The 18173-nt window shown below is 72.2% G+C and carries 17 protein-coding genes; 4 read left to right on the top strand and 13 right to left on the bottom strand.

Annotated elements, in window-relative coordinates; genetic code table 11:
- Window positions 1–23: 23 nt before the first annotated feature.
- A complete protein-coding gene (locus ACVMLK_RS07995) occupies window positions 24–2345 on the bottom strand; it encodes a glycosyltransferase (protein WP_457486112.1) in 2322 nt (773 codons plus the stop codon).
- A gap of 125 nt (window positions 2346–2470) precedes the next feature.
- Here ACVMLK_RS07995 and ACVMLK_RS07990 point away from each other — a divergent pair, with 125 nt between their 5' ends.
- Window positions 2471–3496 (top strand): glycosyltransferase family 4 protein, encoded by a 1026-nt coding sequence (locus tag ACVMLK_RS07990; RefSeq protein WP_457486111.1) that lies wholly within the window; start codon window positions 2471–2473, stop codon window positions 3494–3496.
- A 7-nt stretch (window positions 3497–3503) separates the two neighbouring features.
- The gene (locus ACVMLK_RS07985) at window positions 3504–4643 is read left to right on the top strand and encodes a hypothetical protein (protein ID WP_198366647.1); all 1140 of its coding nucleotides are present in this window, start codon (window positions 3504–3506) and stop codon (window positions 4641–4643) included.
- A 17-nt stretch (window positions 4644–4660) separates the two neighbouring features.
- Here the strand turns inward: ACVMLK_RS07985 and ACVMLK_RS07980 are convergent, their stop codons facing one another.
- From ACVMLK_RS07980 to ACVMLK_RS07935, 10 genes are all read right to left on the bottom strand, one after another.
- Window positions 4661–5431, bottom strand: coding sequence for a hypothetical protein (locus ACVMLK_RS07980; RefSeq protein ID WP_457486110.1), 771 nt, complete (start codon window positions 5429–5431; stop codon window positions 4661–4663).
- A gap of 180 nt (window positions 5432–5611) precedes the next feature.
- Window positions 5612–6580: a CobW family GTP-binding protein gene (locus ACVMLK_RS07975; protein ID WP_457486109.1), complete on the bottom strand. Its 969-nt coding sequence runs from the start codon at window positions 6578–6580 to the stop codon at window positions 5612–5614.
- Complete coding sequence (locus tag ACVMLK_RS07970) at window positions 6577–8178, bottom strand: amidohydrolase family protein (protein WP_198366644.1); 1602 nt, start codon at window positions 8176–8178, stop codon at window positions 6577–6579. The genes ACVMLK_RS07975 and ACVMLK_RS07970 overlap by 4 nt, the downstream gene beginning before the upstream one ends.
- Before the next feature lie 23 nt (window positions 8179–8201).
- Complete coding sequence (locus ACVMLK_RS07965; protein ID WP_198366643.1) at window positions 8202–9029, bottom strand: ABC transporter permease; 828 nt, start codon at window positions 9027–9029, stop codon at window positions 8202–8204.
- 3 nt (window positions 9030–9032) lie between these two features.
- Window positions 9033–10070, bottom strand: a complete 1038-nt coding sequence (locus ACVMLK_RS07960; protein WP_457486108.1) for an extracellular solute-binding protein — start codon at window positions 10068–10070, stop codon at window positions 9033–9035.
- 66 nt (window positions 10071–10136) lie between these two features.
- Window positions 10137–11186: an ABC transporter ATP-binding protein gene (locus ACVMLK_RS07955; RefSeq protein WP_457486107.1), complete on the bottom strand. Its 1050-nt coding sequence runs from the start codon at window positions 11184–11186 to the stop codon at window positions 10137–10139.
- 29 nt (window positions 11187–11215) lie between these two features.
- A complete protein-coding gene (locus ACVMLK_RS07950) occupies window positions 11216–12025 on the bottom strand; it encodes an ABC transporter permease (RefSeq protein ID WP_198366640.1) in 810 nt (269 codons plus the stop codon).
- Window positions 12026–12227: 202 nt separating this feature from the next.
- Window positions 12228–13241 (bottom strand): amino acid ABC transporter substrate-binding protein, encoded by a 1014-nt coding sequence (locus ACVMLK_RS07945; protein ID WP_457486106.1) that lies wholly within the window; start codon window positions 13239–13241, stop codon window positions 12228–12230.
- A gap of 34 nt (window positions 13242–13275) precedes the next feature.
- Window positions 13276–14637, bottom strand: a complete 1362-nt coding sequence (locus tag ACVMLK_RS07940; RefSeq protein WP_457486105.1) for an aspartate aminotransferase family protein — start codon at window positions 14635–14637, stop codon at window positions 13276–13278.
- Complete coding sequence (locus tag ACVMLK_RS07935) at window positions 14634–15491, bottom strand: MurR/RpiR family transcriptional regulator (RefSeq protein WP_457486104.1); 858 nt, start codon at window positions 15489–15491, stop codon at window positions 14634–14636. Before ACVMLK_RS07935 ends, ACVMLK_RS07940 begins: the two co-directional genes overlap by 4 nt.
- Before the next feature lie 73 nt (window positions 15492–15564).
- Between ACVMLK_RS07935 and ACVMLK_RS07930 the strand changes: the two genes are divergently transcribed.
- Together ACVMLK_RS07930 and ACVMLK_RS07925 are read left to right on the top strand one after the other, a co-directional pair.
- A complete protein-coding gene (locus ACVMLK_RS07930; protein WP_457486103.1) occupies window positions 15565–16200 on the top strand; it encodes an aspartate/glutamate racemase family protein in 636 nt (211 codons plus the stop codon).
- 110 nt (window positions 16201–16310) lie between these two features.
- Window positions 16311–17321: an NAD-dependent epimerase/dehydratase family protein gene (locus tag ACVMLK_RS07925; RefSeq protein WP_457486102.1), complete on the top strand. Its 1011-nt coding sequence runs from the start codon at window positions 16311–16313 to the stop codon at window positions 17319–17321.
- 5 nt (window positions 17322–17326) lie between these two features.
- Here the strand turns inward: ACVMLK_RS07925 and ACVMLK_RS07920 are convergent, their stop codons facing one another.
- The gene (locus ACVMLK_RS07920) at window positions 17327–17800 is read right to left on the bottom strand and encodes a hypothetical protein (protein WP_457486101.1); all 474 of its coding nucleotides are present in this window, start codon (window positions 17798–17800) and stop codon (window positions 17327–17329) included.
- Window positions 17797–18173, bottom strand: a 377-nt coding sequence (gene gspM, locus ACVMLK_RS07915) for a type II secretion system protein GspM (protein WP_457486100.1), incomplete at its 5' end; no start/stop codon positions are given. The genes ACVMLK_RS07920 and gspM, both read right to left, overlap by 4 nt.

The following is an 18173-nucleotide window of genomic DNA, read 5'->3' as shown; positions in this document are numbered from 1 at the left end:
GATCCTGAAGTATTTTTCTTGGATCAGGCGGCGGCGGCCTCCCGCCGCTCCGCCCGGGCCAGATCGGCCAGGGCCCGGAGAGCCTGGCCGGACACCGCCCGGCTGAACTGCCGCCGCCCCAGCCGGTAGGCCGCCTCCGAACACTGCTGCCGGACCGTGGTGTCGGTCAGCAGCAGATGGAGCTCCGCCACGAAGTCGCGCCGCGAGCGGGCCAGGCGATAGGCGCCGGGCTCGCCCCCCTCGATGCCGTGCACCGCCTCCTGCGTCACCACCGCGGGCAGTCCGCGGCAGAGGTATTCCACGGTCTTGATCTTCAGGCCTCCGCCATAGAAGACCGGGTTGATGCCGATGTCGGCGGCATCGAGGAAGCCGTCGAGATCCGCCACGGCGCCATGCAGCACGACGCGGCCGGCCGTCGCGGCCGCCGCCCCAAGGGAGGCGCAGACCCCGCCGGCGACGTGCAGCTCGGCCTCATGGCCGTGGAAGCAGGGCCAGACCTGTTCCAGGAACCAGCGCAGCCCGTCGCGGTTCATCGGGCTGTCGCCGCCGACGAAGGCGACACGCCGCGCCGGCCGGCCGGCATCGTGCCGGCAGCGGTGCGGCAGGCTGTGCGGCAGGTAGAGGGCACGCCCCGGCAGGGCATCGGCAAGGAAGCGATGCTCGGCGGCCTGGATGGCCAGGACCAGGGCGAAGCTGTCCATGATGGCCAGCTCCTCCTGCACCGAGATCTGCAGGTGATGGTCCAGCCCGAAATGGGCGAAGTTCTCCGCCCGCAGCGACATCACGTCATGCGTGTCGAGCACCGTGAGGCGGGGCAGGCCCCGCGCATGGCGCAGATAGCTCAGCCGGATGTATTCCAGGATCACCGCCTCGCAGGGATGCGCCGCCAGATGCGCCTCCAGCGCGGCGAAGAAGACGCGGGCGAAGTGGCGCCTCTCGAAGCCCTTAAGCAGCGGAGACGACTCAATCCACGCGACACCCGGAAGGGCGTAGTCGCGGAAGGAGAAGACCCGGCCCCGGCCACCCACCACGCGCCGCGCCGCCGCCCGCTCCGCCGGGCTGAGGCTGCGCAGGACCAGCAGGTCGAAGTCGAGCCATTCCCGGCCGACACGCAGCATCTCGCAGATGCGCGCGTGGTTGCCGAGCTTCTCCTCCCAGAACGGCAGGTCCGTGACCAGCAGGACGCGCGGCCGGTCCAGGGCCAGGCGCAGCGCGGCGGGGGAGCGCAGGATGCCCATCTGCCGCTCGACGGTCGCGGCGTAGCGGTGGAACAGGCGCCGGCTGCCCTCGGCCACGCGCTCCCGGAAGGCGGGTTCGGCCAGGAAGCGATGCAGCGCCGGGGCCAGGGCGGCGGCATCGGCGGCGGCGTGGAACGGCTCCTCCGGCTCCAGCCCGAGCAGGGCGTCGGCGGTGCCGATCAGCGGGCAGCCATGCGCCAGCGCCTCGACCGACTTGATCTTGAGCCCGGTGCCGCCCTGGTGCGGATTGAGCGCCAGGTCGAGCCCGGCATAGAAGGGCGCCGCCTCGGCGACGGGCCCCGCCACCTCGAGCGGCCCCTCCAGCCCCGCCGTCGCCTGCCCCGCACCGCCGCCGATCCGGATCCTGCCGCCCTCCCGCGCCACGGCGTCCAGGTCGAGCGCCTGCAGGAAGGCCTTCAGCGCCGCCTGGTTGATCGGGTTGGCGCTGCCGAGATAGCCGGCCACCCCGCTCCCGCCGCCCTCCCGGCGCGGCGCCGCATCGGGAAGCGGATCGGGCACGAAGCCGAGCGTCACCACCGCGGCGCGGGTGATCTCCTCGAGCTGCGCCCTCTCCTCATCCTGGATGGCCAGGACCAGATCGGCGCGGTCCAGGCCACGTCCTTCCTCCGCCGGGGTGGTGTAGAAGAAGGCGGGCGGGAGGCCGAGGGCGCGCAGCCGCTCCTGCCGGCCCGAGAAGACGTCATGGCTGTCGATGATCTTCAGCGTCGTCTCGGGAAAATACTCCAAGGCCTTGCTGAGGAACACATATTCGACCAGGACCGCATCGTAGTGCCGCTCGGCCGCCAGCTGCGCCAGGGCCGCGGCGGCCGGCGGCTGGAACCAGTCGTCGATGCCATACACCTCGCCCAGGCTGCGCCGCTCGGCGGCCCGGTCGTGCGGCAGCAGGATCACCTCATCCCAGGCGCCCCGCATCGCCGCCAGATCCTCCTCGGCGACGGCCTCGCGTGCGATGAAGCAGAAGTCGATGCCATGGCCGAAACGGCGCAGGCCGCGCAGCAGCGCCTGGATCCGTTGCCGGTTGCCGGCATTGGCGGGATGGCTCGGTGTCGGGGAGATGACCAGGAAACGCATGGAACGGTCAGCCATTTCCTCAACGAAGAGACGCGAAACCACGCGAAGTCGCGGCGTGGGGTTGTGACGCTTCCTTAAGCTTCTAGTCCGTTCTAGGGTGCGGCGTCCATCTCCGCCAGCCAGGGACCGCCGCCCGACCCATGCGCCTCGCCCTGATCATGAGCCATGCCGACCGGTCGATGACCGGCGCCCTTCGGGAGCTGCATTTCCTGTCCCGCCTGCGTGGCATGGGTGTGGAAGCGGCCGCCTTCCGCATCCATGGCGGCCGCGCGATCGAACGGGAGAGCTTCCTGGACGGCGCGGTGGACACCATCTTCTGCCCGGAGGACCTGCCGGCCCCACCGATCCCGCATCGCAAGACCTCGGCGGCGATGCTGGAGACCCTGCGCGGCTTCGCACCCGACCTGCTGATCTTCAAGGGCCTGAGCTATGACATCAACGCCTTCCTCCTGCACGGGCTGGGGGTGGGGCAGCGGTACGGCTTCATCGTCGGCGGCAGCATCCGTGACCGCGTGCTGGACGGCGCGGAGTTCGTCTTCGGCGAGTACGAGGAGCAGCTGGAGCGGCACTTCCCGGCCTTCGCCGCGCAGGGCCGGGTCTACGTCATGCCGAAGTACATCGACCTCGAGGCAACCCGCCCGGAGCCCGCCGCGCCGCTGCACGACATCGTCAATGTCGGCAACTTCCGCGAGGCGCGGAAGAACCAGGCGATGCTGCTGCCGCTCACGCGCGATTGGCGTGTCGCCCTGGTCGGCGGCGGCAACCCGTCCGAGGCGCTGCGCCAGGGCGCCCTCTCTCCCGGCCATCTCAGCCTTCCCGGCCAACTGTCCCATGCGCAGCTGTTCCCCCTGCTGAAGCGCTGCCGCCTGATGGTGCATTGCTCCACCATGGATGGCCTGCCGCGCGCCATGGTCGAGGGCATGGCCTGCGGCCTGCCCGTGATCGCCTGCCGCGACACGGTCTATGGCGGGCTGACCGACGGGACGGAGGGCCTGCTGGTCGAGCGGGAGGCCCTGCTGCCCGCGGTGGAGGCGCTGCTGCGCGACGAGCCGCGGCGGCGCCGCATGGGCGAGAGCGCGCGGGCCCTGGTCGAGCGCCGGCATGGCCCGCCCGCCATCAGCGCCGCCGCCGAGCGCTTCATGGCGGCCCTGGCGGCCAGGGCCTGAGGCGCGCATGGCCTCCCCCCTCCGGCACATCCCCCTCCGGCGCATCATCGTCACCGGGGACTTCCTGCGGCCCGTGGAGAAGGGCTTCAGGCCCTCGCAGACGGAGAACATCCGCTGGCTCTACCGGCTGCTGCGCCGGCATCTCGGCGAGGCCAGCCGACTGCCGGTCGACTGCCTGAGCTGGGGTGACGGCCTCGATGCCGCCGCCTTCTACGCCTGGTTCGGGGCCGAGCCCAGCGCGGCGGGCTGGGCCGGCTTCTTCGATGCCGGAACCGTGCCGGCCGCCGTGCTGGAGACCTGTGAGGCCACCTTCGGCGATGCCATCGTGGTCGGCTTCGAACTGGCGGAATGGTTCAAGCGGACCCTGTCGCATCTCGACATCCCCTATGTCGACCTCAACATCCATCCGGTCCGCTTCCTGCCGGACGTCTTCTTCGCCGTGCAGACCAATGACGCGGAGGTCTTCGCCGCGCTGCTGTCGCACCACACCGACCCCGAGGCCTTCCATGGCTGGGCCGACCTGGTCTCGGCCACGGCGCTGAAGCTGCGGCCTGACCTCGCGCTGGAGGCGCCCGCCCTGCTGGTGGGGCAGACCAGCCTGGACCGCTCGCTGGTCGATGGCGGCCGGGTCGTCAATCTCGAGGACCATGCCGGGGCGGTGCGCGCCCTGCTGCGGCGGGACGGCTGCGTCGCCTTCAAGCCGCACCCCTACAACAGCGGCGATTTCGGCCTCTTCCGCACCGGCATCCCCTTTCGGCAGGTGCGGATGGTGCGGGCCAATGCCTATGCCCTGCTGGCGCATCCGGGCCTGCGGGAGGTGGTGGGGGTGAGTTCGAGCCTGCTGGTCGAGGCGCCCTATTTCGATACCGCCGCGCGCATCCTTCACCGCTCGCCCTTCGACCTGGCGGGCGGCCGCGGCGCCGCGCGGCCCGGCCAGCATCTGAGCCTGGTGGACGGCCTGCTGGAGACCGACGTCTGGCGGAGCATCCTGGCCCCCCTCCTGCCCGTCACCCGGCCGGATGGCTGGCGCTTCCGCCTGCCGGCCAACAGCCTGCGTCTCTCCCTGCGTAATTTCTGGGGATTCAATGAGTTGAGCACCGATTTTCTGGTGCAGCTTTACCAGGGCGGCCAGGCCAGGGCCGGCTGAGGGAGCGCCGCGCCCTCTCAGCCGGCGCGCCGCTCCAGGGTCAGGCCCACGAAACCCGGACCCAGGGCGCGGGAGTCGGGTGGCATCTCGCCCTCCGCGGCGGCCATGTGGTGCCGGGGTGCCATCAGCACCAGGGAAAGGCTGCCGGTGCCGCCATCCTCGGGCAGGTCGAACTCCGCGGCCAAACGCGGCGCGCGGTCCGTGGACCCCTCCTGCAGCCGGAGGTGCAGCGGTTGGCCATTGGCCAGCAGCGTCGCCGCCTCCAGGTCGAAGGTGGCTTGGAAAGGCATGGAGAGGTGCAGACCCAGGCGCAGGGCGCCCCCGCCGAGCGTCGGGACCAGAAGCGTGCTGTAGGGACCGTGCCGGCCGCCCCAGCGCCAGGCGCCGCGGCTCGAGCGCTCCGCTTCATACCAGCCGGCGCCGTTGAAGGCGGCATCGTCGGCGGCGAGGTCGAAGCGGTCCGACGGCAGCCCGGCCGGCCGGCCGCGCGAGCCGGGAATATAGCGCAGGGGATCCAGCCGGATGGCCGCCTCCCGCCCGCGTTGCGCGGCCTCCACCGCCTGGCGCGCCGCTTCCACCTCGGCGCCAAGCCGCGCCATTTCCTGCACGAGGAGATCCAGCGCCCCGCGCATGGCCGGATCGAGCCGCGCCAGCGCCGGCGCCAACCGGCCATCCAGGGCCTCGGCCCTGAGCCGCTGGGCCGCGCCCGCCACCAGGCGGTCCGCCTCGCCCAACCGTGTCAGATCCAGGCCGGACAGCAAAGCATCCTCGGTCATCGTGCCGGTCAAGCGAGCCTCTCCGTTCAGGCGATGATGCCGAGGCTAACACACGCCAGACGCAGGAGACAGCCTTCGGCAACCCGCGCGGGTGGACATGCGCTGTTATGCCACCATCCAAGGCCAGCGTCGTCCCGCCATGGGAGAGATGCCGCAAATCCAATGGATTGAAGAGGGAGGCCGATCGGGCTTTCAGAAGCAGGCCAGACCGCGTGCCGAGGGTTGCTGCCACTGCACGAGCGTCTCCGGCGCCATGCTCCGCAGCTCGGCCAGCGTCAGGTCCCGCAGGATGACCACCAGCGCCTCCTCGCGCCCGATGGCGCCCGGCAAGGGAGCCAGGGGGCTGTAGACGGTCCCCACCCCCTGCACCAGCAGCGGCGGGCCGGAGGGGGGATGCAGCAGCCCCTTCACCCGGAGAAGGCGGTCGCCGCAGAAGGCCGCCAGATCCTCCAGCCAGTCGAGTCGCTCCTCCCAGCTCGCCGCCGGGGTGAAGCGCGCCAGGGCCAGGGTGATGCGGGGATGCGGCGCCGCCTGGGGCAGGCCGGCCACGGGGGCTGCCCCCGGCGTGGACAGGAAGGTGGTGCGCGCCCGGGCGGCACCGTCCGCCTCCGCCACCACCGGCGCCAGGGGATTGACCGCCCGCAGCGCCGCGATGGCGGGTTCGGGCGCCGCGCGGTCCAGCTTGCTGAGCACCAGCGTGCCGGCGGCGGCCACCTGTGCCGACCATTCCTCGAAATGCTCCGCCTGGCGCGGCGCCAGCACCGCGTCGCACAGCGTCACGACACGCACCTGCAGCCCCAGCGCCGCCAGCGGCATCAGCGATCGCAGGATCGGACCCGGCTTCGACAGGCCGCTGCATTCCAGCACGATGCGGCGGAACGGCGGCCCACTGTCCCGCTCGCGCGCCGCGACCAGCTCGCGGATGGTGAAGACCAGGTCGCTGGTCAACGTGCAGCAGACGCAGCCATTGGCCAGCATGGCCATGGGCAGCGTGCCGGACTCCGCGATGATGGCGCCGTCGATGTCGATCTCGCCCGCCTCGTTGACGATGACGGCGGTGTCCTCCGCCTCCGGCAGGGCCAGCCAGTCCAGCAGCAGCGAGGTCTTGCCGCTGCCGAGGAAGCCCGACAGCAGCACGAACTCGGTCGTGCCCCTGGTCACAGGGGGGCGCCCGCCGCTTCCTTCTCCTTCTCGGCCGCCACCATGCCGCGCAGGTCGGCCAGCAGCTCGGCCACGTCGAAGACCAGCCCGGCGCGGATGGTGTGGCGCAGGGCGCGGCGCCATTCCGGCCGGCCGGTCGCATCGTTCAGCCGCAGCGCGCCGGTGCCGTAGAGCAGCTTCCAGTCGTCCAACGGGTTCTCGTCCAGCACCAGGAGATCGGCCGCCTTGCCGACCTCGATGCTGCCGGTCTCCTGGTCGATGCCGAGCAGCTCGGCACCCTGGATGGTGGCGGAGCGCAAAACCTCCAGCGCGTTGAAGCCGGCCTCCTGCAGCAGCTCCAGCTCGCGGATGTAGCCGAAACCGAAGGTCTGGAAGATGAAGCCGGAATCGCTGCCGGTGCAGACCCGGCCGCCGCGGTTCTTGTAGGCGTTGAGGAAGGCCATCCAGAGGCGGTAGTGGTGCTTCCACTCCACCTCGTTGGTGACCGACCAGCGGTACCAGTAGGCGCCATGCCCGCCCCGCGCCGGCTGGAAGTAGCGCCACATGCTGGGCCAGGTGTAGTCGTCATGCCAGTCGGCGCGCCGGAACCGCATCAGGTCGCGGTTGGCGTCGTAGATCGTCATGGTGGGGACGAAGGTGAAGCCGATCTCCAGGAAGCGGTCGAGCACCGCGTTCCACTTCGCGCTGCCCGGCTCAGCCGCCTGCAGGAAGGTCTGGCCGGCGGCGGAGAAGCGGAAGTACTCGTCATTGTAGTTGTAGCCGGTGGGGTAGCTCTGCACCACGCGGTCGTCATAGAGCGCCTCGGGCAGGCCGTAATAGTGCTCGGCGCTGGTCAGGCCCCATTCGGCGGTCGTCAGCGCGTTCATCCGCGTCACCGCCTGCTGCGCGTGGTGGCAGCCGGAGCGCAGGCCGAGCCTGGCGCATTCGTCGAGCGCCGCCTTCATGATGGCGGGCGGCGCGCCGAAGAACTTCACGCCATCCGCGCCGCGCTCCTTCGCCCGGCGCAGCCAGGCCCTGCCCTCCTCCGGCGTGTGGATGGTCTTGAGCATGTCGTTGACGGCGGGGAAATAGGGGTGCGCCAGGATGCGCGGCGCGGCGATGGCGTTCTCCGCCGAGGCCTGCCGCTGCTGCGCCACCCAGCCGAGGCCGCTGAAGCAGCCCATCTCGCGCACCGTGGTCACGCCATGCGCCAGCCAGAGCTTATAGACATAGTCGGCCGAGGCGACCGAGCCGTGCAGCGCGTGATAGGGCACGCCGATATGGGTGTGGCAGTCGATCAGCCCGGGCGTCACGAACTTGCCGTGGCAGTCGATCTCATGCTCGCCGGGGGCCGGGCGGCGCGCCGGGTCGATCGGCTTGCCCGGCGTGCCCACGGCCTGGATGGCGGCGATGCGCCCCTGCTCGATGACGAGGTCGACCGGTCCCCAGGGCGGCGCCCCGGTGCCGTCGATCACCGTGGCGCCGCGCAGCACCAGCCGGCGGAACGGCCCCACGCCCCGGTCGCGCCCCTCCGCCGCCGGCACCGGCGGCATGCCCCGCGCGGCGTTGCGGGCGGTCATCTCCTCGCCGACCTCGGGCTTGTCCTGGTCTGTGGCCATGGCGGGTCCTCCGTTCCTCTCCGTCAGCGACGGTACTTGCGACCGATCAGGGCACTGCCGAGCACGGTCAGCACCAGGGTCACGGTGAGCAGGATGAAAGCGAGCGCGGCGCCGAAGGGCCAGTTGTTGCCGCGCACGAACTGATCGTACACGGCGGGCGCCATCATCTTGAACTGCGGGCCGCCCAGCAGCACCGCGCTGGCATAGGTGTTCATGCAGAGGATGAAGACCAGGACGCAACCCGCCATCACCCCCGGCAGCGCCAGCGGCAGCAGCACGCGGCGGAACACCGTCATCGGCCGCCCGCCCAGGTTGGCGGCCGCCTCCTCCGTCTGGCGCGGGATGCCCTCGATCACGGCGGCGAGCGTCAGGATCATGTAGGGCAGCACCACGGCGACGATGCCGACCACGACGGAGCCGGTGTTGTAGAGCAGCGGCAGCGGCGCCGAGATCAGGCCGAGCCCGATCAGCGCCGCGTTGATCGCGCCCTCATTGCCGAGCAGCGCCATCCAGCCCGCCGCGCGCACCACATTGCCCACCAGCAGCGGAAAGAGCGTGACGATGGTGGCCAGGCTCTTCCAGCGGCTCTCCATGCGCGCCAGCCAGTAGGCCGCCGGGAACCCCATGACCAGCGTCACCAGGGTACAGCCGAGGGCGATGCCGAGCGTGGTCAGCAGCACCTGCTGGTAATACGGGTCCTGGACGGCCTGGAGATAGTTCTGCGCCGTCGTCGCCTCCACCATCAGCTCGGTCGGGCTGAAGCGGTTGAGCGAGATGCGGAACAGCAGCAGCATCGGCGCCACCAGCAACAGCACCACCAGCAGCCCGGCGGGGAGGACGAGCGCGGCCATGGCTCAGCCCTTGAACTGCTTGTTCCAGAAGTCGAGGATCCCGGCGTGGTTCTTCAGCAGATAGTCGTAGTCCGGCGCGCGCAGCCGCTGCTGCTCCGCCTCGCTCAGGCCGATCTGCTGCATGATCTCGGGCGGCAGCGCGGCGTCGGTCACGGTCGGCAGGTAGCCCATGCGGTCGGCGAAGGCGGTCTGGGCCCTGGCGTCGAGCGAGGCGTCGAGCCAGGTGTAGGCATTCTCCTTGTTGCGGGCGTTTTTCGGCACGCCGCACTCGAAGACGATGGCATAGGCACCCTCCTGCGGCACCACATGCTTCACCGGGATGCCGGCCTTCTGCCACATGAAGCCGCGGGCCAGCCACATCGGCGTCATCCAGATCTCCTCCGACTTGAGCGCGGCGGCCACCGCCTCGTTGGAGGGATAGACCTTGGCATCGAGCCCGCGCAGGTCCATCAGCGACTTCTTCGCCGGTTCGTAATTGTCGAAGGCGCCGCCGGCCGCCATGGCGGCGGCGAAGGTGTTGGTGCTGTAGAGGATGTCGGAGAAGCCGACGCGGCCGCGGTACTTCGGGTCCAGCATGTCGGCGAAGCCCTCGGGCTTCGGCATCTTGTCCGGATTGTAGAGCAACACAAGGGCCGAATAGATATGCGGCACGGCATAGGGCTTGCGCAGCGCTGGGATGATGGCGCCGTTGCGGCTGAGCTTCGCGGTGTCGATCGTGTCGAAGACGTTCTGCTGGCCGATCATGTGCATGTCGGTGTCGGACAGGCAGGCCACGTCATAGGTGCCGCGCCGCGCCTGCCGCTCGGCCAGCAGCTTGGTCTTGCGCGGATCGGCGTTGGCGATGTCCTGCAGCACCTCGATGTCCTTGGGCCGCATCAGCGGCGCATCGATGTTCTGACGCAGCAGCTCGCCATAATCGCCGCCCCAGGTGCCGACGACGACCTGCCCGCCTTGCGCGCGGGCCTGGCCGGGCAGGCCGGCGGTGATCGAGGCGAGGGCGGCGGCGCTGCCGGCGAGCGCCGCGCGGCGGGTGATGGTCATGGGCGCGTCTCCTGTCTCTCGGAATGCGATGGGCGGCGGTTCAGGCGAAGGTTGCAGACGGCGGCTTCAGGCGGCGGCGGGCAGCAGCCGGGCGGCCGAGGCCTCCCAGACGAGGGTCACGGCGTCGCCCGGGGCCAGCCGCCGCAGCGGATCGGCGGCGGCGGGGGTGGCGCCGATCACCACCAGCCGCGTGGCGCCGAAGTCCACATGGTACTCCGTCTGCGCGCCAAGGTAAGTGAGAGCCGCGAGCCGCGCCGGACCCTCGCCGCCGGCCCGCAGCGCGATGCGCTCGGGCCGCAGCGCCAGGATGGCCTCGCCCGCGTCGCCGCCGGCCTGGCAGAGCAGGAGGTCGCCCGCGCGGGTGCGGAAGCGGCCCGGCGCCTCGACCCGCCCTTCCAGCAGGTTGCAGCGCCCGACGAAGCCGGCGACGAAGGGATCGGCCGGGTCCTCGTAGAGCTGCTCGGCGGTGCCGACCTGCCGCACCCGCCCCTTCTCCATCACCACCAGCCGGTCCGCCATGGTCAGCGCCTCCTCCTGGTCATGGGTGACGATCAGCGTGGTCAGGCCGAGGCGCTGCTGCAGGGCGCGGATCTCCATCCGCACCTCGCCGCGCAGCTTGGCGTCGAGATTAGAGAGTGGCTCGTCGAGCAGGAAGACGGCCGGGTTGACCACCAGCGCGCGGGCCAGCGCCACGCGCTGCTGCTGCCCGCCGGAGAGCTGGCGCGGCAGGCGGTCGGCCAGGTGGTCGAGCTGCACGAGGCGCAGCGCCTCCATCACCCGCGCATCCCGCTCGGCGCGGCCGACCTTGCGCATCTCCAGCCCGAAGGCGACGTTCTGCGCCACGCTCATATGCGGGAAGAGGGCGTAGGACTGGAAGACCATGCCGGTGTCGCGCGCATAGGGCGGCATGCGCGTGACATCCCTGCCGCCGATCAGCACCCTGCCCTCGCTCGGGGTGATGAAGCCGGCGACCATGCGCAGCGTCGTCGTCTTGCCGCAGCCCGAGGGGCCGAGCAGCGCCACCATCTCGCCCTGCCGCACGTCGAGATCGACGCGCTCCACCGCGGTGGAGGCGCCATACCGCTTGACCAGCGCCTCCAGCACCAGACTTCCCATTCAGACTCCTCCAGCGGCTCGGCGGCGCATCAGACCACGCGCGACAGCTTGACGAAACGATCGGTGACCAGCATCAGCACCGCCACCAGCAGGATCTGCACCGTGGCCACGGCGGCCAGCGTCGGATCGACGCGGAATTCCAGGTAGCTCAGCATGGCGACCGGCAGGGTGGTGCGCCCGGGCCCCACCAGCAGCAGCGTCAGCTCCAGGTTCTCGAAGCTCTGGATGAAGGAGAACAGCGCCGCAGCGACGATGCCGGGCCGCATCATCGGCAGCGTGACGCGGCGGAAGACGGTGAGCGGCCGCGCGCCGAGATTGGCCGCCGCCTCCTCGGCCGAGACGTCGAGCCCGGCGAGGCTCGCCGAGACCAGGCGCACCGTCCAGGGGATGGTCAGCAGCACATGCGCCGCGACCAGCCCCTGCAGCGTCGCGGTGATGTCGCGATCGATCCAGAACTCCGCGCGCAGGTAGAACATGTAGAGGGCGGTACCCGCGACCACGCCCGGCACGGCGAGCGGGCCGAGCAGCAGGGTGTTCAGCGCCGCCTTGCCACGGATGCGGCTGCGCTGCAGGGCGAGGGCGGCGGCGGTGCCGAGCGGCACGCCGATCAGCGTGGCCAGGAGCGCGACCTGGAAGCTGGTGGCGAAGCCGCGGGCGAACTCCTGCCGCGCCCAGGCATTGACGTACCATTCCAGCGTGAAGCCGGCGGGCGGAAAGCTCACGATCTCCTGCCGGAAGACACTGATCACCATGACCATGACAACCGGCGCCAGGATCACCGCATAGGTGACGGCGATGCTGCCGTGCAGCAGCCAACGGCGGGTGTCGGCAGGTCTCATCGGCGATCCTTCCTTCGTCGCGGCCTCATCCCACGGCGTCCCTATGGGCGATGGCGCCGTTCGGCAACCCCTGTCGCCGCGCCCTCCACAGGCCCCGAGGCCATGACGATGCCGCCCGGAATCGGCGGCGGGGCCGGACGCACCCGCCCGGCCCCGCCCCATCCCGGACCCGTGCCGGACCCGTGCCGGACCCGTGCCGGACTTACCGGAAGGGGATGGCGTACATCAAGCCGCCCTTGCTCCACAAGCCGTTCAGCCCGCGCTCCAGCTTGAGCTGGCCGCCCTTCCCGACATTGCGCTCGAAGATCTCGCCGTAGTTGCCGACCGCCTTGACGGCGTTCAGCATCCAGCGGTTGTCCAGACCGAGCCGGCTGCCGAACTCGCCGGATGTGCCGAGCAGGCGCTGCGCCACGGGATTGGCGCCCTTGGCCTGCTCCTCCGCATTGGCCTGGGTGATGCCGGTCTCCTCCGCCTCGACCAGCCCGTGATGCAGCCAGGCGACGATCTTCGACCACTGCGCGTCACCGTTGCGGGTGAAGGGGCCGAGCGGTTCCTTCGAGATGGTCTCGGCGAGCACCACGTAGTCCTGCGGATTGGGCGCCACGCTGACCGCGCCGGCGAGCGCCGAGGCGTCCTGCGTCATGGCGTCGCAGCGGCCGGCGAAGAAGGCCTGGTACATGGTGTCCGGCCGCTCGAAGACGACGGGCTGGAACTTCAGGCCATGGGCGCGGGCATGGTCGCCCAGCGTCACCTCATGCGTGGTGCCCTGCGCCACGCAGATGGTGGCGCCGTCCAGCTCCGCCACCTTGCTGACACCCAGCTCGCGCTTCACCGCGAAGCCCTGGCCGTCATGGAAGTTCACCGGCCCCATCTGCAGCCCGATCGAGGCGTCGCGCAGGAAGGTCTGGGTGGAGTTGCGCATCAGCACATCCACCTCGCCCGATTGCAGGGCGGTGAAGCGGTTCTGCGCCGTCAGCCCGACGAAGCGGACCTTCGTGGCGTCGCCCAGCACGGCGGCGGCCAGCGCGCGGCAGTAATCGGTGTCGAGGCCGCGATAGACGCCCTGGCTGTCCGGCATGGAGAAGCCGGGAAAGCCGGTGCTGACACCGCAGATCAGCTGGCCGCGCTGCTTCACCGTGTCCAGCGTCTGCGCCATGGCGGGCGCGGTGGTGGCGGCGAGGGCGAGGCCGGCCGCGAGGAGAAGGGGCTTCATCATGCCGTGTGTGTCTCTCTTTCGGGAAGGTGCGGGATCAGGCGGGCAGGCCGCGCAGCGCGGCGTCCACGGCCTCGCCCAGCCGCTCGACGATCAACTCGATCTCGGCCGGGGTGACAATGTAGGGCGGCGCCAGCATCACATGGTCGCCGCCGCGGCCATCCACCGTGCCGCCGCCGGGGTAGCAGGCGAGGCCGCGGGCGAAGGCCTCCCGCTTGATCCGGGCATGGAGCTGCAGGGACGGGTCGAAGGGCGCGCGGCGGGCACGGTCGGCCACCAGCTCGACGGCGCGGAACAGGCCACGCCCGCGGATCTCGCCGAGATGCGCGTGGTTGCCGAGGCGCTCGGTCAGCCGCTGCTCCAGCAGCGCGCCCATGGCGCGGACCCTCTCCAGAAGCCCCTCCTCCCGGATCACCGTCTGCACCTCCAGGGCGGCGGCGCAGGCAATGGCATGGGCCAGGTAGGTGTGCCCGTGCTGGAAGGCGCCGGAACCCCGCTCGACGGCCTCCGCGATGCGACCCTGCAACAGCACCGCGCCGATCGGCTGATAGCCGCCGCCCAGTCCCTTGGCGATGGCCTGGATGTCCGGCGCCACGCCCTCCTGCTCCCAGGCGTGCAGCGTGCCGGTGCGGCCCATGCCGCACATCACCTCGTCCAGGATCAGCAGCGCGCCGTGCCGGTCGCAGATCTCGCGCACGGCGCGGAAATAGCCTTCCGGCGCGGGGACGCAGCCGGCCGTGGCGCCCACCACCGGCTCGGCGATGAAGGCCGCGACATTCTGCGGGCCGAGGCGCTGGAACTCCGCCTCCAGCTCGGCGGCGAGGCGCGCGGTGAAGCCCGCCTCGTCCTCCTCCGGCCGCTGCTCGTGATAGGCGAAGGCGGGCGCGACATGGCTGAAGGCCGGCGAGAGCAGCGGGGCATAGGGCGCCCGGCGCCAGGCGTTGCCGCCGGCCGAGAGCGCGCCCAGCGTGTTGCCGTGATAGCTCTGCCGCCGGGCGATGTAGCGCGTCCGCTCCGGCTGGCCGATCTCGAGGAAGTACTGCCGCGCCAGCTTGATGGCGGCCTCCACCGCCTCCGAGCCGCCGGCGACGAAATAGGCCTGTGCCAGGCCGCCCGGCTCATGGCCGACCAGCTCCTCCGCCAGCGCCTCGGCCGGCGCGTTGGTGAAGAAGCCGGTATGGGCGTAGCAGAGCCGGTCCGCCTGCCGCTTGATCGCCTCGACGATGCGCGGGTGCTGATGCCCCAGGCAGGAGACGGCGGCGCCGCCCGAGGCGTCGAGGATCTCGCGCCCGCCGGCCTCGACCAGCCAGGCGCCATGGCCGCCCACCGCCATCGGCGGCGTGGCGCGGGAGGAGCGGTGCAGCACACGGCTGCGGCGGACGGCGGGTTCGGCGTTCATGACGAGAGGTCCTGCTCGGGGGTATAGGCGGCGATGGCGGCCAGCCGCGCCTCGGTCTCGCGCAGGCGGACCAGGGACGCCTCGCCACCCAGGGCGAAGCAGGCGGCGGCGAGCGCCTGGGCCAGCGCCAGCGCGCCGGTCAGGCTGGGAAAGAAGCCGGGCGAGGTGGCGGCATCGAAGCGCAGCAGGTGGGCGGCGCCCTCGGCCATCGCCGCATGCGGCCGGTCGGCCAGGGCGATGGTGGTGCAGCCGCCCTCCCGCGCCGCGCGGGCGGCCAGGACGATGGCGCGCGAATAGGGCGCGAAGCTGATCAGCACCGCCGCGTCGCCGGGGCGCAGCGCGCCGAGGTCGAGATCCTCCGGACCGGCGCCGCCGATCAGCCGCACGCTGTCGGGGCGGAACAGCCGGAGCTGGTAGTGCAGCAGCTGCGCCACGCCGCGACAGGAGCGGAAGCCCGCGATCCAGATCCGCGGCGCCTCGTGCAGGGCCCGCGCCGCCGCGGCCACCGGCGCCGGATCGAGGCGCGCCAGGGCCTCGGCATCGGCCGCCAGCATGGCGGCGGGGAGATCCCTGCCCGGGTTCCGCCGCGCCCGCGCCGAATAAGGCGCGCCGCCTGCACCACGGCGGGCCTCGATCAGCGCCTCACGCAGGGCCTCCCATCCGGTATAGCCCAGGGCCTGGGCCAGACGAGTGAAGGTGGCGGGAGGGGCGCCGGCGGCGGCGGCGAGATCGCGCATGGAGCGCGTGGCGGCGTCGAAGTCGTGCTGCGCGACGTAGCGCCCGGCCGCCCGCAGGCGGGGCGGCAGCCCCGGCAGGGCCTGGCGCAGCAGGTCGATCGGCGAGGTCTCGCGCATGAAACATCTGTTGCATTACTCCAGGGTGAATGCAACATCCGTTTCCGAACGCCGACGCCGAGGAGACCCCCCGATGCGCATCGCCCTGATCCATGCCCTGCGCCATTCGCCGCCGCCGATCGAGGCCGCCTTCGCGCGGCTCTGGCCGGAGGCGAGGCTGATGAACCTCCTCGACGACAGCCTCTCCGCCGATCTGGCCCGCGACGGCGCCCTGACGCCCGCCATGACCGGCCGCTTTCTCGCCCTCGCCCGCTATGCGCTCGGCACCGGCGCCGACGGCATCCTCTTCACCTGCTCGGCCTTCGGCCCCTGCATCGAGGCGGTGCAGCGGGAGTTTCCTCGAATTCCCGTGCTGAAGCCGAACGAGGCGATGATCGAGGAGGCCGCCGCCGCTGGCGGACGCATCGGGCTCCTGGCCAGCTTCGCCCCGACCCTCGCCTCCATGCCGCCGGAGTTCCCCGCCGGCCTCGCCCTGCGGCCACGCCTGGCGGAGGGCGCCCTGGCGGCGCTGGACCGGGGCGACGCGGCGGAGCACGACCGGCTGGCCGGCGAGGCGGCCCGCGATCTCGCCAGCTGCGATGTCATCGCCCTGGCCCAGTTCAGCCTGGCCTCGGCCGCGCCCCGGGTGGCCGAGATCACCGGCCGGCCGGTGCTGACCACCCCGGAGAGCGCGGTGCGCAAGTTGCGCCGGCTGCTCGGCGCCGGCTGAAGGGGGCGAGCCCGCTCCTCGCCATGGTTGCCCCCGCCCTCCCCGGCGCGCATCATTCCCGCGCCGCGCCGGCGCATCGCGCACCGGGGGCTCACCGGATATCCGACAGCATGCCCGCCCGTCGCCCCGGCCTCCGCGTCGTCATCCTCGGTGGCAGCGGCTTCGTCGGCCTCAATATCGCCGAGGCCCTGCTGCGGCGGGGCCATGACGCCCTCTGTATCGACCGCGCACCCCTCCCCGCCGCCGCCAGCCTGGCCTTCCGCGCCCTGCCGGGCCGCCTCGAGACGGCGATCGCCGATGTGACCGAGCCGGCGCTCCTGCGGGCCATGCTCCCGCCCGGGGCCGATGCGCTGGTGGCGGGGGCGGCGATCACCCCCGGCCCGGCCCGCGAGGCCCGGGACCCGGAATCCCTCCTGGCGGTCAATCTTGGCGCCATGCCGGGCATCCTGCGCGCCGCCCGGGCGGCCGGCCTGCGCCGCGTCATCCATCTCAGCTCCGCCGCCGCCTATGGCGCCGCGCCGGAACAGGCGGTCCTGAGCGAGACGGACCCGGCGCGCCCGCAACGCATCTACGGCATCACCAAACTGGCCAGCGAATGGGCGGGCGAGCGGCTGGCGGAGCTCTGGGGCCTCGATTTCCTCAGCCTGCGCCTGAGCACCGTCTTCGGTCCCTGGGAATATGCCACGGGCCTGCGCGACACGATGAGCCCCCCCTACCAGATCCTGCGGGCCGCGGCGCGCGGCGAGGCGGCGCTGCTGCCGCGCGCGGGCCTGCGCGACTGGCTCTACGCGCCGGATGCGGCGAGGGCCGTCTGCCACCTGCTGGAAGCGGGCACGGCGCGGCACAGCCTCTACAACCTCACCTTCCCCGGCCGCTGGTCGCTGCTCGAATGGGGCGAGGCCGTGGCGCGATTGCGTGGCCAGGGCTTCGCCTGCCGCCTGGCGGCCCCCGGCGAGGCGCCGAATATCGACCTCTACGCCGTCTCCGACCGTGCGCCGCTCGACCCCGCCCGCCTGCGCGAGGAGTTCGGCTGGCAGGCCCGGCACGGCCTGCGGGAGTCCGCCCGGCACCTGGAAGCCTGGTGGCGGCGCCATGGCGGGGCGATGCTGGACGCGGCCTGAGCGCCTCAGTCCACCCGCCGCAGGCCCTCGGCGCCACTCAACCGCGCGCCCAGCGTCAGGCTGCGCGCGCCGCGCCGCAGCTCGACCTCCTCCCCGGTGATGCGGACGACCTCCCAGCCATCCGGTGCTTCGCCCACCGCGACGCGCAGGCTGCGGCCATCGGCGAGGCGCAGCAGGGCCAGGGCCCGCCCCTCGCGCAGCACCACGCCGAGCGCGGCGGCGGGCGCCTCCGGCTCCGGCTCGCTGGCCTCGGCGACCGGTGCCGCCACCTCCGGCGGGCGGCGACCCGGGACGAAGAGCGGCCGCTCCACCTGCTCCGCCCAGGGGCCCGCCGGCGGCGGCGGCAGGGCGGGGATGACGGGGACCGCGCCCGCGGGAAGGGCGGGCGCCGGCGGCGGGCCATCCTCCCCCCTCTCGGCGAGGCCCAGCCAGGCGAGGCCGCCCAGCGCCAGCAGCGGCAGGAGCAGGCGGATGCTCATCGCCGCGCCTCCCCGGCCCAGGGGCCGCGCAGCTCGAACTGGATCTCCAGCAGGCGGCGGCCGGCCGTGCCCATCGCCAGAGTCAGGCCCCGCACCTGCAGCGGCGCGCGGCCGCCCTCCAGCTCCGCGAGCAGGTCGCGCAGACCCTCCGCATCCGCCTGCAGGCGGCCCCGCAGCCCGATCATCCCATCGCCCGTCCGCTCCTCCGGCAACGTCTCCAGGCTGTGCACCGCGGCGCGGTGCCGTCGCGCCGCCTCGCGCAGCCGCCGCTGCCATTCGGCGCCGGCCAGGGCATGGCTGCCCGCCGCCGGAAGGTCGGCCACGCCCGACAGCGCCTGGCGCAGCGCCACGTTCTCGGCGCGCAGCGCCGGCT

The sequence above is a fragment of the Teichococcus aerofrigidensis genome (assembly GCF_054073225.1).
Note: the sequence above shows the minus strand (reverse complement) of the source record. Positions and strands in the feature narration are given on the sequence as shown.

Coding starts and splice junctions, on each gene's coding strand:
- ACVMLK_RS07995 (WP_457486112.1), bottom strand. CDS start 2,345: ATGGCTGACCGTTCCATGCGTTTCCTGGTCATCTCCCCGACACCGAGC.
- ACVMLK_RS07990 (WP_457486111.1), top strand. CDS start 2,471: ATGCGCCTCGCCCTGATCATGAGCCATGCCGACCGGTCGATGACCGGC.
- ACVMLK_RS07985 (WP_198366647.1), top strand. CDS start 3,504: ATGGCCTCCCCCCTCCGGCACATCCCCCTCCGGCGCATCATCGTCACC.
- ACVMLK_RS07970 (WP_198366644.1), bottom strand. CDS start 8,178: ATGGCCACAGACCAGGACAAGCCCGAGGTCGGCGAGGAGATGACCGCC.
- ACVMLK_RS07965 (WP_198366643.1), bottom strand. CDS start 9,029: ATGGCCGCGCTCGTCCTCCCCGCCGGGCTGCTGGTGGTGCTGTTGCTG.
- ACVMLK_RS07960 (WP_457486108.1), bottom strand. CDS start 10,070: ATGACCATCACCCGCCGCGCGGCGCTCGCCGGCAGCGCCGCCGCCCTC.
- ACVMLK_RS07955 (WP_457486107.1), bottom strand. CDS start 11,186: ATGGGAAGTCTGGTGCTGGAGGCGCTGGTCAAGCGGTATGGCGCCTCC.
- ACVMLK_RS07950 (WP_198366640.1), bottom strand. CDS start 12,025: ATGAGACCTGCCGACACCCGCCGTTGGCTGCTGCACGGCAGCATCGCC.
- ACVMLK_RS07945 (WP_457486106.1), bottom strand. CDS start 13,241: ATGATGAAGCCCCTTCTCCTCGCGGCCGGCCTCGCCCTCGCCGCCACC.
- ACVMLK_RS07940 (WP_457486105.1), bottom strand. CDS start 14,637: ATGAACGCCGAACCCGCCGTCCGCCGCAGCCGTGTGCTGCACCGCTCC.
- ACVMLK_RS07935 (WP_457486104.1), bottom strand. CDS start 15,491: ATGCGCGAGACCTCGCCGATCGACCTGCTGCGCCAGGCCCTGCCGGGG.
- ACVMLK_RS07930 (WP_457486103.1), top strand. CDS start 15,565: ATGCGCATCGCCCTGATCCATGCCCTGCGCCATTCGCCGCCGCCGATC.
- ACVMLK_RS07925 (WP_457486102.1), top strand. CDS start 16,311: ATGCCCGCCCGTCGCCCCGGCCTCCGCGTCGTCATCCTCGGTGGCAGC.
- ACVMLK_RS07920 (WP_457486101.1), bottom strand. CDS start 17,800: ATGAGCATCCGCCTGCTCCTGCCGCTGCTGGCGCTGGGCGGCCTCGCC.